This window comes from Pontibacter indicus (genome assembly GCF_900156345.1).
GTDB lineage: Bacteria > Bacteroidota > Bacteroidia > Cytophagales > Hymenobacteraceae > Pontibacter > Pontibacter indicus.
Genome location: NZ_FTPP01000001.1, coordinates 843,110 through 856,576 on the forward strand (window position 1 = coordinate 843,110; position 13,467 = coordinate 856,576).

At 51.0% G+C, this 13,467-nt stretch carries 12 protein-coding genes; 5 read left to right on the forward strand and 7 right to left on the reverse strand.

All coding sequences use genetic code 11. The features are described from left to right. Positions 1 to 13: 13 nt before the first annotated feature. From B0B12_RS03630 to B0B12_RS03640, 3 genes are read right to left on the reverse strand one after another with little or no spacing between them, the layout of a single operon-like run. The gene (locus B0B12_RS03630) at positions 14 to 745 is read right to left on the reverse strand and encodes a zinc ribbon domain-containing protein (RefSeq protein WP_076666109.1); all 732 of its coding nucleotides are present in this window, start codon (positions 743 to 745) and stop codon (positions 14 to 16) included. 8 nt (positions 746 to 753) lie between these two features. Next, positions 754 to 1,860: a Nif3-like dinuclear metal center hexameric protein gene (locus tag B0B12_RS03635; protein WP_076666110.1), complete on the reverse strand. Its 1,107-nt coding sequence runs from the start codon at positions 1,858 to 1,860 to the stop codon at positions 754 to 756. 55 nt (positions 1,861 to 1,915) lie between these two features. After that, positions 1,916 to 2,374: a hypothetical protein gene (locus B0B12_RS03640; protein WP_076666111.1), complete on the reverse strand. Its 459-nt coding sequence runs from the start codon at positions 2,372 to 2,374 to the stop codon at positions 1,916 to 1,918. A 121-nt stretch (positions 2,375 to 2,495) separates the two neighbouring features. Between B0B12_RS03640 and lpxK the strand changes: the two genes are divergently transcribed. The 3 genes from lpxK to B0B12_RS03655 all read left to right on the forward strand — a co-directional run bounded on the left by lpxK (position 2,496) and on the right by B0B12_RS03655 (position 6,141). Further along, a complete protein-coding gene (gene lpxK / locus B0B12_RS03645) occupies positions 2,496 to 3,569 on the forward strand; it encodes a tetraacyldisaccharide 4'-kinase (RefSeq protein ID WP_076666112.1) in 1,074 nt (357 codons plus the stop codon). 66 nt (positions 3,570 to 3,635) lie between these two features. Next, entirely contained in the window at positions 3,636 to 5,519 is a 1,884-nt protein-coding gene (locus B0B12_RS03650; RefSeq protein WP_083704069.1) for a putative porin, read from the forward strand. Positions 5,520 to 5,535: 16 nt separating this feature from the next. Next, positions 5,536 to 6,141 carry a MiaE family protein gene (locus B0B12_RS03655; RefSeq protein WP_076666114.1) on the forward strand — a complete coding sequence of 202 codons (606 nt, stop codon included), beginning with the start codon at positions 5,536 to 5,538 and terminating at the stop codon, positions 6,139 to 6,141. A 157-nt stretch (positions 6,142 to 6,298) separates the two neighbouring features. On the opposite strand, the gene B0B12_RS03660 is transcribed toward B0B12_RS03655, so the two are convergent. Beyond that, on the reverse strand, positions 6,299 to 7,567 hold the full coding sequence (locus B0B12_RS03660) for an asparagine synthetase B (protein ID WP_076666115.1): 1,269 nt from the start codon (positions 7,565 to 7,567) through the stop codon (positions 6,299 to 6,301). Between the two features lie 128 nt (positions 7,568 to 7,695). On the opposite strand from B0B12_RS03660, the gene B0B12_RS03665 reads away from it, so the two are divergent. Further along, positions 7,696 to 8,928 (forward strand): ABC transporter permease, encoded by a 1,233-nt coding sequence (locus B0B12_RS03665; RefSeq protein ID WP_076666116.1) that lies wholly within the window; start codon positions 7,696 to 7,698, stop codon positions 8,926 to 8,928. 3 nt (positions 8,929 to 8,931) lie between these two features. Next, complete coding sequence (locus B0B12_RS03670) at positions 8,932 to 9,315, forward strand: DUF6678 family protein (RefSeq protein WP_076666117.1); 384 nt, start codon at positions 8,932 to 8,934, stop codon at positions 9,313 to 9,315. A gap of 63 nt (positions 9,316 to 9,378) precedes the next feature. Here the strand turns inward: B0B12_RS03670 and B0B12_RS03675 are convergent, their stop codons facing one another. From B0B12_RS03675 to B0B12_RS03685, 3 genes are all read right to left on the reverse strand, one after another. Next, complete coding sequence (locus B0B12_RS03675) at positions 9,379 to 10,017, reverse strand: OmpH/Skp family outer membrane protein (protein ID WP_244554581.1); 639 nt, start codon at positions 10,015 to 10,017, stop codon at positions 9,379 to 9,381. Between the two features lie 73 nt (positions 10,018 to 10,090). Beyond that, a complete protein-coding gene (gene mtaB / locus B0B12_RS03680) occupies positions 10,091 to 11,413 on the reverse strand; it encodes a tRNA (N(6)-L-threonylcarbamoyladenosine(37)-C(2))-methylthiotransferase MtaB (RefSeq protein WP_076666119.1) in 1,323 nt (440 codons plus the stop codon). A gap of 133 nt (positions 11,414 to 11,546) precedes the next feature. Next, positions 11,547 to 13,385, reverse strand: a complete 1,839-nt coding sequence (locus B0B12_RS03685; RefSeq protein ID WP_076666120.1) for an LTA synthase family protein — start codon at positions 13,383 to 13,385, stop codon at positions 11,547 to 11,549. Positions 13,386 to 13,467 lie beyond the last annotated feature (82 nt).

Here is a 13,467-nt window from a genome sequence, read left to right on the forward strand (position 1 = left end):
AACGGGTCAACATTTAGTAGATACGCTGCTCCACACCTGCCATTACACGGCCGCAGTGCTCGCAAACGATCACTTTCTTCTGAGCTGCAATGTCAGCCTGGCGCTGAGGAGGCACGGTGTTGAAGCAACCACCGCAGGCATCACGCTTCACCAGTACCACAGCCAGGCCATTGCGCACGTTTTTGCGGATACGGTTGTAGGCAGTCAACAGGCGCTCTTCGATCTGACCGGCGGCAGACTCACGGTCTTTCTCCAGGTTCTTTTCCTCTTCTTCGCTTTCCGCTACGATCTGGTCAAGCTCGTGCTTCTTGTTGTCAAGGTCTTTGCGGCGCTCTTCCAAACGGTTTTTCGTGCCTTCGATCTCGTTGATCTTCTGCTCGATCTGGTAGTGGGCTTCTTTGATTTTCTTCTCTGCGATCTGGATTTCCAGTTTCTGCAGTTCGATTTCTTTTGTGATGGCGTCGTACTCGCGGTTGTTGCGTACGTTCGTTTGCTGGTCTTCGTATTTGCGGATCAGGCCTTCAGCATCTTTGATGGATTGCTTGCGCTGGGCAATGCTGTCGTTCAGGGCGGCCACTTCATCGTCAAACTTACGAACCCTTACCTCATAGCCTTCAATTTCATCTTCGAGGTCCTGAACCTCTTCTGGTAAATCGCCTCTTACTCGTCTGATCTCGTCAAGCTGCGAATCGATACTCTGAAGCTTTAGCAGTGCTTCTAATTTGCTGGCTACCGTACTTTCCATGTAGTTAATTAGGTGTATCTGATAGGGTTTGTGTTTACTTCCGATAAATAGACTGCAAAATTAGCAAAGTTTTTGGAAATTGTATCATAAAAAATCTCCTTTGTGAATACCTCACTTTCGTAGTGTCCGATGTCGGCAATGAGCAGCTTTCCCTCCGCATCGAAGAATTCATGGTACTTCACATCGGCCGTCACGTAAGCGTCAGCACCTTGTCTCAGGGCGTCCTTAATCAGGAAACTGCCGGATCCTCCACAAACCGCCACGCGCTTTATTTTTTTGTCTCCAACAGGGGTATAACGAACCACCGACAGTTGCATGTGCTGCTTCAGGTATGTCAGGAATTCCTGCTCTGTAAGTGGCGTCTCCAACTCTCCGATCATCCCGATGCCAACTTCCTGGTTGCCGTTTTCGAGCAGGGTCATGTAATGGGCCACCTCTTCGTAAGGGTGCGACTCCAACAAGGCAGCCATGATGCGCGGCTGTTTGAAGGCCGGAAAGATCACCTCCACCCGGTTTTCCTGCACCTGCTCTGGTTTACCCTTTTCCCCGATCGTAGGGTCTGCGTTCTCCGAAGGCAGGAAGCGGCCGGTGCCCTGTACCTGGAAGCTGCAGTCGCTGTACTCGCCGATCTGCCCGGCGCCGGCTTTGTGAATGGCTCCCAGCACCTTGTCGGTGTTCTCGACTGGCACAAAGAAAGCCAGCTGCATCAGGGTATGCGGTTTGGAAGTGAGCAGCTTTGTCTTCTGCAGTTTCAGTTTCTCTGCGATCTTGGCATTCACACCGTTGTGCACACTGTCGAGGTTGGTGTGGCAGGCGTAGATGGCAATGTTATTTTGGATGGCCTTGATGATGGTGCGCTCGACATAACTGCGCCCGGTCAGGCTTTTGAGGCCTTTGAAGATGACCGGGTGGTGGGCCACAACCAGGTTACATCCTTTCGTGATGGCTTCTTCAATCACATCTTCGGTACAGTCCAGGGTCAGCAGTACGCCTTTTACCTCATCGCTTGCCTGGCCGGTCTGCAAACCGGAGTTGTCGTAGCTTTCCTGATAGGGGATGGGGGCGTACTGCTCGAGTACTTTTATAATGTCACCAACGGTGGTTTTCTCTTTCATAGTCCTTCTGCTTTTGAAACCACCAAATTACGAAGATCGGTACAGGCTTAAAAATTTATAGCACCTGGAGTTGCAGGTAACCCGTGTCTGGCTGGCGCTTGAGCTCTTTGCCGTTGAAGTAAAAGGCGGAATAGGTATAGTCGGTATAGCACTTGCCCCTGTTCACGGTATAGGCTATGTCGAGTGTGTCGGTGTTCTGGCTGTTGAGGCGTAGCAGCATGCGCACCCGCGACTTGGTATACATCACCGGATAAGTTTCGAAGATCAGGTTGTTCACCTTTTCATCAGTGCCTGTGAAGAGGTAGTTGAATGGCTCGCCATCGAGTGTCAACTGGATGGAGTCGGGATGCAGGCCTGCGCCGGGATTTTGGAAAGGGCTACTGCCAGAGGCATCCACCAGGTAAAAGGCGACAGGGGCCGGCGGGTCGGAGCGGAGCGTGGCGCAGGGCGAGCAGGCCGCCGCACCAAGCAGCAGCAAGAGTGAAAAATAGGTAAGGGTTCGGTTTGCTTTCATGTGCAGTGGTTGGGGTCGGATATAGTATGTACTAAATATAGTGTATTTCAGGTATACGAATCAAGTGCAGGTATAGGCTTTGCGCATATTTCTATACCTTTGCAAGGTATAGCCGCCTTGTATGACTGTTTTGCGCTACCTCTTATGGCCCTTTTCGCTTCTCTACGGTGGCATCATGCTGCTGCGGAATCTGCTGTATGACAAAGGCTGGCTACGATCCGAGCAATTTAACCTTCCTGTTATCTCAGTGGGTAACCTGACGGTAGGAGGCACCGGCAAAACACCCCACGTTGAGTACCTGCTGCGGCTGATGGCCGACAAGAGAACGGCTGTGCTGAGCAGAGGGTACCGGCGGAAAAGCAAAGGTTTTGTGCTGGCCGATGAACGCGCGACGGCAGAAACACTGGGTGACGAACCCTTTCAGTATCACCGCGATTTTCCGGAGGCGCTGGTGGCCGTGTGCGAGAGCCGGCCGGCAGGTATAGCGCAGCTGCTTCATATAGCGCCAGCAACGGAGGTAGTGCTATTGGACGATGCCATGCAGCACCGGCCTGTTCGCCCTTCGCTGAACCTGATGCTGACCGACTTCGGACGTCCGTTTTACAAAGACCATGTGTTGCCTACCGGCCTGCTGCGCGAGCCCCGACAGGGAGCGCAACGTGCCGATGTCGTGATCGTGACCAAATGCCCGGCTGATCTGTCTGCTGCTCAAATGGCCGACATTACAAAACGCATTCAAAGGTATAGCCGACCCGACACACCGGTTTTCTTCAGTGCTTTCCGTTATGGCATGCCGGTAGGTATAGGTCGTGCTGCACAGCCTTCAAAACGGGTGCTGCTGCTGACAGGTATAGCCAACGCCCGTCCGCTGCTGCACCATCTTGTCGAGAGTGGCTATGAAGTGGTGCAGCACCTCGACTATCCGGATCACCATAGCTATACCTTGGCAGACCTGGAAAAACTAAAAGCTTTGCTGGAGCAGGAGCAGGGTAACGATTTGCATATCATCACGACACGGAAAGACGCTGTAAAATTAACAGATCAGGCTTTGGCAGTTTATACCAGTCAGCTACCCGTATTCTATGTCCCGATCGAGGTGTATTTTCTGCGGCAGGCAGATGCCTTTGATGCAATGATCCGGCAGCACATTAGCTCCTTTCGTGGAGTTGAATCCCAGATGGGAGATAAAATTTAAGCGAAAGCACCTGTTACTTCCGGTCGGTACGTATACGGGTTGCATGAAAATCACTAATTTTGGCTTGTGAAAAGTAAGCTCTTAGCAGTAATATGGCTCCTGGTGGGTCTGGCTGGCGCCGCGCAGGCGCAGTCCCAGATCATTGATGACACGACGAAAGCGCTCTACAGCCCCAAAACAACCCTGCAGTTGTACGAAAACGACGTGCTGGAAGGGCGTTATATCCTCCAGCGCATCGATACCAGCATCAACAACATGCAGAACGAGCGTTTCTGGTACCAGGACACGGCCCATTACCAGCATCTGGGCAACGTGGGCACGGCTGCAAAGCCCATCCTTTTCAGAGTGCCGGACAAGATCGGTGCCCGGTTGGGCAAAAACGTATTCGACCGTTACGCCTACCATCCACACCGCATCAATTACTTCGACACCCGCTCTCCCTACTCTCATATTTATTACATTCAGGGACAGCGCGGCGAGCAGATTTTTGAGGCAACTCACGCCCGCAACATCACCCCACGCTGGAATGCAGGCGTGGCTTACCAGATTATTTCCGGCAACCGGCAGATTGGGCCTGGGTTGACGAACCGTGACGGCGTTCTGAGCAGCCAGGCCGTAAAGGCCTTTACCCATTACCGATCTGAGAACGAGAAGTACCACCTTTTCGCCAATTTCACGCACCTCAACCACGAGCAGATCGAATTTGGAGGTATAACTGCCGACTTAGCTAACCTTTTTCTGTTTCAGCAAGCCCTTACCAACCTGAGTCAGGCATCCACCCGGGAGCTGCGCAACAACTACCACCTGCTACATATGTTCAAACTGGCAGGCGAGAACCTGAAACTCTTCCACAGCTTTGACTGGGGCACTCAAAACGATATTTTTCAGGATGACGCCATCCCTAGGCTACAGGATGAAGCGCGTACACCAATTTTTTATCCAAGTATTATCAATGATGCTCTGGATAGAACAGATGACCGGACTGCCTACCGTGAGATGGAGAATGTGGCAGGTGTGACTGGAAATAACAAAATCTCTTTTTACAAAGCCTACGCAAAACTCCGTAATTCAAAGCTTGATTATAGATCACTGGCTACTGCAAAACAGGATAGTACTGAGTTTTATAATGAAGCTACAGAAAAGCTGAACCAACTGTTTGTGGGTGGCGAATTACGCCTGATGTACCGACAGGCATTGCTGTCCTTTGAAGGGGAGTTTCAGATGACGAACGATTACAAGGTGGGAGCTACTGCGAAGTTGGGTCCACTGCAAGGCCGCTTGATGCGTGTGTTGCGCTCTCCATCGCTGGTTGAACAGCGTATGATTAGTAATCACTTTGAGTGGACTACAAACTTCAATAATTCCGTAACAGACCGGCTAGAGGCGACTATTGCGGGCAAGTTGGGGGAGCGACAGTATGTGCGCTTAACCGGACACTACAACCACATCAAACGTCACATTTACTTCGATACGCTTGCCGTGCCTAAGCAGTCTCAAGACAATCAGCAGATCTTTGGTGTAGAGTTGCAGCACCACATTCGCTTCGGCAAGTTACATTTCGAGAACTTTGTCGCCTATACCAATACCAACGAGGATCCCGTTATTCGCATTCCGGAGTGGCTCTTCGATTCCAAGCTATACTTTGAGGGACCGATCTTCAGGAGAGCACTGGTAGGCCAGTTTGGTGTGCAGGTCTATACGCCTACTTCCTACTTTGCCGATGCCTACATGCCTGTAACACAGCAATTCCATTTACAGGACAAATTCACCATTGAGCCCTATCCGATAGCGGATGTGTTTATTACGGCCGATATCAAGAGCCTGAACGTGTTCCTGAAAATGTCGAACATTGCGTCTGACCTAACTGCGCCGGGTTATTTTACCACGCCTTACTACCCGGGTATGCGCACGAGCTTTGTGTTCGGCATCAAGTGGATGTTCTTCGATTAATTGAATTTTATTACCTATGTCTTCCCAATTCACTAAAACCATTCTGCGTCTCCAACTCCCGACTGACCCGCGTTGGGTAAATATTGCCGAGAAAAACATTGAAGAAATTCTGGTAGATCATGCTTATTGTGAGCAGAAGGCGGCCACATCCGGCATTTCGCTGATTGTGAAATACCCTGATAAGACGCGCCTGGTAGAAGAGATGACGGACTTGGTAGCCGAAGAGTGGAGCCACTTTGAGCGCGTGCTGGCCGAACTTAAAAAGCGCGGCTGGGGCCTGGGCCGCAACCGTCCCGACGAGTACGTGGTGGAACTGACCAAGCACATTCGTAAGGGGGGGCAGCGGGAAAGACAACTGATGGACCACCTGCTGGTCAACGCCCTCATCGAGGCCCGCAGCTGCGAGCGCTTCAAACTACTCTGGAAAAATATTCAGGACGAGGACCTGCAGAAGTTCTACTACGAACTCATGGTATCAGAAGCCGGCCACTACGTCAGCTTTGTGAAGCTTGCCAAAGAATACATGCCTGCCGAGGTGGTAGATGCTCGCCTAAATGAACTGCTCGAAATAGAAGCAGACATTATCCGAGATCTGGAACCCCGTCCGGATAGGATGCATTAAGTTAAATTGTTAAATTGTTGATGGTTAAATTGTTGTTTTTTCGACAACATAATTGATAGACAAATTCCCCAAAGTCACTTTGCTAATGATCTAGAGCCGGTCGTGAGTTAGGGGGATGTATAACAATTTAACCATCAACAATTTAACAATTCATCCCTCACGTCTTCTGTTTTTTCTTTTTGGCCGCCGGGAACAGGATGTTGTTGAGTATAAGTCGGTAGCCGGGTGAGTTGGGGTGGAGGGCCAAATCAGTTGGGTCTTCGCCTACCAAGTGCTGGTAATCCTCCGGATCATGACCACCATAGAAGGTCCAGGTGCCGCGCGCGAAGGTGCCGTGCATGTACCGGATCTCGCCTATCTCTTTGTTCTCACCCATCACCACTACTTCCGGCTTCACCAGATTTTTGCGGAAAGCAGTAGTCTGGCCCATAAATCCTTTAATGGTCTTGGCATGGTTCTGTGTCAGCATGGTCGGGATGGGATCCCACTTGGCTGAAAAGGTGAAGAGCTGGAAAAAATCGTTTTGCTCCGTCAGGCCGCGCTCCTGTGGCTGCATGTCGATGTTGGAGTACTCGTACTCCAACGGGTTGCGCACCAGCGAGAAATCCCGGAAGGCAAATGTCTTGCCGAAGTCTAGCTTGCTTTGTGCGTTCGGGTCGGCTCCGTCGCCGTCGTACATCGCTTCAATAAAGTCTATCCCCTCAGCTGCCAGCGCAATGTCGTAGGTATCGGTGGCCGAGCACATGGCAAACAGGAAACCGCCTCCGGCACAGAAGTCTCGGATGGTGCGGGCGACTGCGCCTTTCAAATCCGACACCTTGTTGAAGCCGAGCGCTTTGGCCGAAGCCTCTGATTCACGTTGCTGTTCCTGGTACCAGGGATAGTGGCGGTAGCTCGAGTAAAACTTTCCATATTGCCCTGTAAAATCTTCGTGATGAAGGTGTAACCAATCGTATTTGGGTAAGTCGCCACGTATGATCTCTTCGTCGTATACCTTGTCATACGGAATCTCGGCATAGGTCAGCACCAGCGTCACGGCATCGTCCCAGGGCATTTTCGACTTGGGAGTGTAGACAGCAATCTTGGGTACCTTCTCCAGTTTCATCACGTCCATGTTCGCCTCCGGGTCACTGATTTGTGTGAGGATGGTGTTATACTGCGCATCCGAAATTACCTGGTAGCTGATGCCCCGCACAATCAACTCATTTTCGAGCTGCGGCGCATGTTGAAACGCAAAGCTGCCACCTCTGAAATTGAGCAGCCAATCGACTGACACGCTTTTGGAAAGCACCCAGTAAGCTGCCCCATATGACTTCAGGTGGTCTTTTTGTGTCTCGTCCATCGGTATAAGCACCGTGGAACTGAAGGCACGGAAAGGGAACACCAGGTATGCGGCGAGCAGTAGAAAAAAGCGGAATGACGTCATGAGCGTAACATATGGTAACAAATGTATTGAAATTGGTTCTTTTTTCAGATATTGGAGGTGAATTAGAAATCAGAGGTTCTTCCTTATACTTAACGCAGGGGGGAACGTTTCGCATATAGACCTAAGCTATGGACCTGTTCGAAAATATACGGGAAAGTATTCGAGCCATCAAAAGCAATCTGCTCCGCACCGTCCTCACCGGCCTGATCATTTCGATCGGCATCATGTCGCTGGTAGGTATACTCACGGCGGTAGACGGCATGAAACACTCCCTCAACCAGACCTTTTCGAGCCTTGGTGCCAACTCCTTTGACATTCGGAAGAAGTATAACAACGGGCAGTCCAGATCAGAAAAGGTATACCCGAACATCACTTATAACGAGGCGATCAAGTTCAAAGAGTTGATGGGGCAAAAGGCACAGGTCGGTATCTCGGCCAACGTGTCGGGCGCCACGGTGGTGAAGAGCGCGACGGACAAGACGAACCCGAATATCAACATCATAGCAGGCGATGAGTTTTACCTGCCGGGTCAGAACCTGAACCTGGAGCGCGGCCGCTCTTTTTCGAGCCACGAGCTGGAGCTTGGGACCAATGTCGCCATTATCGGCAAGGAGATCTCCGGCAAGCTTTTCCCTAAAACAGACCCGATCAACCAGTACATCACCTTCCTGGGCCGTCGCTTCAAGATAGTGGGTGAGCTGGAGAAGCGCGGCAGCAGCATGGGAGGTAGCGGCGGCGACCGCATGATCCTGATTCCGCTCGAGACAGGTCGTCAGATTCCACTGGCAAGTGGCGGTACCTTGACTTACAACATCAAAACCTCAATATCCAGGCCGGAAGAATTAACTTATGTGATGGGTGAGGCAACAGGTGTGATGCGCAATGTGCGCCAGGACAAGCTAGGGCAGCAGGAGTCCTTTGAGATCAGAAGAAGTGACTCCCTGATTCAGAGTCTGAACGAAATTTCCGGGTATCTGAAAGTAGGCGGCTTTGTTATTGGTTTTATCACCTTACTCGGTGCCTCTGTCGGGTTGATGAACATCATGATGGTGTCGGTGAACGAACGCACGCGCGAGATTGGCGTGCGCAAGGCGCTGGGAGCGACTGCCCAGCAGATCCAACAGCAGTTTCTGATTGAAGCGATCGTAATCTGTATTCTGGGAGGTATAGTCGGCATTTTCCTGGGTATCCTGATGGGCAACGGCATTGCCTCGCTTATTGGGGAGGGTGGTTTCATTGTGCCTTGGATCTGGGTGTTTGTTGGCTTGACGATATGCGTTGTAGTGGGAGTGCTTTCGGGCTTTTACCCGGCACGTCGCGCCTCCAAGCTCGACCCAATCGAATCGCTCCGTTACGAATAGTCTATGGGAAACCCGAAAGAAGTAACAGCCACCTTCCTGGAATCGCAGCGTCTGGTGCCCATCATGAACCAGACGAAGTGGCGTGAACTGATCGGGGCCATGTGTGCGCTGCCTCAGCTAAACCCGCAGGTGCGCATCAAGTACCTGCAGGAAGACAACCCCTCCGGATTTGCACCCATCTGGTGGGAACAGCTGGAGCAAACGGGTTTGAAAAATATTGAGTGGCTGCAAATCAAGGCAATACAGGATATCAGTGTAGGCTTGCTGTCACCTTCTCTTCAAACGGACTATACCGATCTGATTCAGGAAGTGCTGGACAGGTATAGCATACCGTATACGGTAGAGGGAGATCTGTTCAGAATAACTGGCTACCAGCGATTGCAATAATTGACAGGAATAAAAAAGGCGGGTGTTATCCCGCCTTTTCTTTTGCTATACCTGTGTATCAGGTTATTTTTTCTTAGGAGCTGCTTCTGTTGACTTGGCAGCTGTTTTCTCTGTGTCGTATTCACTGTTCAAGCCGGTCAGCACTTCTTCGGTGATGTCCAGTGAATTATCGCCGTACAGGATCGCGCTCTGGCCTCTGGAGTATGTCAACACCATTTTGTAGCCTTTCTCCTGGCTCAGCTTCTGCAGGTAGGCCTCTACGCGGTCGTAGATCTTTTTCATTTCCTCTGCTTCTTCTGTAGCCAGCTGGTTGCCGGTGGTCTGGCTCTGCTGCTGCAACTGCTGCTGGCGCTGGGCCAGTTTCTGCTCCGTAGAGGCACGCTGCTCTACTGTCATGTTGCCGCCGGTGCGCTGGTAATTCTGCACTTCTTTTTCAAAAGCTGCTGCCTTGGACTGCAAATCTTTCTCAGCCTTCTCCGTTTTGGACTGGAAACGTGTACGGGCGTCTTTAAAATACTCATACTTGCTCAGCAGCGAGTCTGAGTTGATGTAGACGATTTCGGCAGTGCCAGCGGTGGCCAGGCTGTCTGTGCTGGCTGCTGAAGTGGTGGCCGTGCCGGTTGCCTGAGGTTTTTGATCTGTGTTACAAGCAGTTACTAGAGCGCCCAAAGCAACTCCCAAAACGATTCTGGATAGGTTCACAATTAGATGATTAAGCTGTTATTGATTGTTTCAGGCTGAAAATATAGGGCTTATTTTTAAAAATTCAGAATTTTTAATGTTTAAGCACCTCTGTATAGGTTTCCTCGGCTTCCATCAGTCCCTGTTCGTTGATGGTCGTCAGTCGTACATGCTTTGTTTCGTTCACCAAAACTGGGTCATATTTGGCAGCCACGCGCACATAATTCTCGGTCCAACCTTCCATCACACCGTCTTTCACATCGTCCTCAAACAGCACGGTAAACTCACAGCCTACATTCTGCTCGTAGAAGAAGCGCTTTTTCTTTTCGGAAAGAATGCGCAGCATATCGGCCCGGCGATTGCGGTCTTTGATACTTACCTTGCCCGGCATATCGGGCGCGATCGTGTTTTCGCGCTCCGAGTAGGGGAACACGTGCAGGTAGCTCACATCAAGGCCGTTGATGAAGTTGTAGGTCTCCAGGAAATCTTCCTCCGTCTCGCCCGGAAAGCCGACAATCACGTCCACGCCAATGCAGCAATGCGGCATCAAAGCTTTGATCTTGGCCACGCGATCAGCATACAGCTCGCGCAGGTAACGGCGCCGCATCAGCTTGAGTATTTTATTCGAACCTGACTGCAGCGGCACATGGAAGTGCGGCATGAAGCGCTGGCTCTGGCTCACAAACTCAATAATCTCGTCCTTCAGCAGGTTTGGTTCGATGGAGGAGATACGGAAGCGGTCTATACCCTCCACCTTGTCCAGTTCCTGCACCAGCCCAAAGAAGGTCTCTACGCGCTCACCATCCTGCAGACCAAAGTCACCGGTGTTTACGCCCGTCAGCACAATCTCCTTCACACCAGACTCAGCAATTTCGTGGGCGGAACGCACCACATTGGCAATACTGTCAGAGCGGCTGTTGCCACGGGCTAGTGGAATGGTGCAAAAGGTACAGGAGTAATCGCAGCCGTCCTGCACTTTCAGGAAAGTACGGGTACGGTCTCCAAAGGAATAAGAGTTATGGAAGGTGTTGGCCTCGCTGATGGCGCTGGCGTATACCTGTGGCTGCTCTTTCTTTTCGAAGGTCTCCAGGATGTCTACCAGTTGAAACTTCTCAGCGGCACCCAGCACGGCATCAACACCCGGAATTTCGCTGATCTCCTTTGGTTTGAGCTGGGCATAACAGCCCACAATCGTAATAAAGGCGTTAGGGGAGTACTTCTGCGCCTCCTTCACGATCTTACGGCATTTCTTGTCTGCGTTGTCGGTGACAGAGCAGGTGTTAATCACGTAAATGTCGGGCGTATCGGTGAACTCAACCTTCTCAAAACCACGCTCCTGGAAAATCCTTCCAATCGTGCTGGTTTCAGAGTAGTTCAGCTTACAGCCCAGTGTATAAAAAGCAACCTTCTTCTTCATAATCAGGGTGCAAAGATAAGAATTTAATTTTTTTAATCAGTGAAAGGGACCAGGCTTTGCAAGATCCGATACTGCATTTGTCCGGAAACACTTAAGGTATACGCTATACCTATTGCTATACCTTGTGCCATGCCTATTTTCGGACAAAGTCCTCGAACGAGTACTGCATGTAAGCTTTGCCAAACTCAAGCTGCTGAGCCGTTACTCCTTTGCCTTTGATAATGGGCGCTTTGGCCACATTGTCGAAGGAAAGGACCTTGCCAGGTGTGATAAAGCTAAAGCCATCCCGGAAAACATAAAACGCAAAAGGATAACTAGTTGGAGCCAATAAGTTACGTCCCCACTTGAAGTCCTGATACGGTAGGTTCAATTGGTAGAGTAGGGTAGTGGCAATGTCGGTTTGGCTGCCAATGGTAGGTATAGTTCGGCCCTTTTCGGTCACAGCGCCGCCCGTCAGGATGAAAGGAATCCGGAATTTGGTGCTGCGGTAGTTCGGGTCGTCGTAGGGCAGCGGGTGTCCGTGATCTGCCACAAGCACGATCAAAGTTGAGTCCCACCACGGCTGCTTACGCGCCCGTTCAATAAACTGCCCCAGTGCCCAGTCGGTATAGTAAACTGAGTTTTTGAACTTGTCGCTGGTTTTGTCACCTTTAAACTTGGCTGGAATCGGAATTTCGAAAGGCTCGTGGCTGCTCAAGGTATAGACCGTACTGAAAAACGGTCCTTTTTCATTCTCCAGATCCTTTAACACGCGCTCGAACAGCACATGGTCGTGTGCGCCCCACTTGGAATTGTAACTGCTAGCCGGAAAATCACTTTTGTCGATCAAGCGGTCGTACTTGCCATTCTGCAGGTATGAGCGGATGTTGGCGAACTCCAGCTCACCGCCATAATAAAAGGAGGTCCCATATCCGGCTTGTTTGAATACTTGGCTTAAATGAGGCAGTTTCTCCGTTTTCTTGGGGTTTTTGATGATGGAGGTAGTAGTCTGCACCGGATAGCCGCTCAGCAAGGCCACCATCCCCTTCTCACTGCGGTCGCCGCTGGAATAGAGTTTTGTAAAACTGATGCCTTCCTGGGCCAGTTTATCCAAGTTTGGCGTCACCCCAGGCTCCCCGCCCAGATGCTCCACAAACTTGGCGGTATAGCTTTCCAGGATGATGAAAAGCACGTTAGGCCGTTCGACTCCGATTACTTTCTCCGAAGAATCAGCCGTAGCGGCATATAGTTCAGCCACTTTTGCAGCGGCCTTGTCGTGGTCCATGTACAGGTAGGGGTTCTGCGTCTCCTCGCTATACTTCAGCATGGTGTCCATCAGGTTCCAGGGCATGTTAAGGCCAGCGTGGTTGGCGTAGGGATTCTCGGAGAAATACACCACACTCTGGTTGATGGGAATTTGTTGCCAACCACCCCGCATAGGCAGTATCAGTAGGGCTGCAAACAGCAAGGCTATACCTGCATAGCGGAATTTAGAGAAATTGAGGTGATAATTTTTGTAGTCGAAGGTATAGCGGAAAAGCAGCGCGAAGACCAGGCTGGTAGCTAGGGCGATAACGCTGAGCAGCAGCACAGGCGCCATGGCAGCCGAAGCCGCCATCTCTCCCGGCGTATTCAGGTATAGCATGGGAGTGGAGTCGAGCCGGAAACCCCAGTAGGTGTAGAGCTCCAGGTCCACGGCCATCAGCACCGACAGCAATACTAATATAGTGTAGGTGTAGTAACGGATAAACTTGCGCACGCGCAAACTCGGGAAGAGTGTAGTCGCCAGAATAGCCAGAAATGGAATGGCACTAACATAGGCGCTAAAGGAAAAGTCCAGGCGAAGCCCCTTGGCGAAGATAGTCCACAGGTCAGACTGCGACAGTTCCTGTGTCCGGTTATCGTGGTAAAGGAGAAAGATGGCACGGGACGCCACAAAGTAGAGCACCCAGAACAGAAAGTAGAGTGGCTGATATAAAAGACTTCGTTTCACGGCTGCAAATATACGACTTATGTGTCCTTCCCTTAACGTCGCCTCTTCAATTAAAATTCAGGGTATACTTCTGCCTGCGTCA

Excerpts from the sequence above, each read along its gene's own strand:
- mtaB (WP_076666119.1), bottom strand. The coding sequence starts at position 11,413 with ATGAAGAAGAAGGTTGCTTTTTATACACTGGGCTGTAAGCTGAACTAC.
- B0B12_RS03660 (WP_076666115.1), bottom strand. The coding sequence starts at position 7,567 with ATGACGTCATTCCGCTTTTTTCTACTGCTCGCCGCATACCTGGTGTTC.
- B0B12_RS03670 (WP_076666117.1), top strand. The coding sequence starts at position 8,932 with ATGGGAAACCCGAAAGAAGTAACAGCCACCTTCCTGGAATCGCAGCGT.
- B0B12_RS03635 (WP_076666110.1), bottom strand. The coding sequence starts at position 1,860 with ATGAAAGAGAAAACCACCGTTGGTGACATTATAAAAGTACTCGAGCAG.
- B0B12_RS03655 (WP_076666114.1), top strand. The coding sequence starts at position 5,536 with ATGTCTTCCCAATTCACTAAAACCATTCTGCGTCTCCAACTCCCGACT.
- B0B12_RS03630 (WP_076666109.1), bottom strand. The coding sequence starts at position 745 with ATGGAAAGTACGGTAGCCAGCAAATTAGAAGCACTGCTAAAGCTTCAG.
- B0B12_RS03665 (WP_076666116.1), top strand. The coding sequence starts at position 7,696 with ATGGACCTGTTCGAAAATATACGGGAAAGTATTCGAGCCATCAAAAGC.
- B0B12_RS03640 (WP_076666111.1), bottom strand. The coding sequence starts at position 2,374 with ATGAAAGCAAACCGAACCCTTACCTATTTTTCACTCTTGCTGCTGCTT.
- lpxK (WP_076666112.1), top strand. The coding sequence starts at position 2,496 with ATGACTGTTTTGCGCTACCTCTTATGGCCCTTTTCGCTTCTCTACGGT.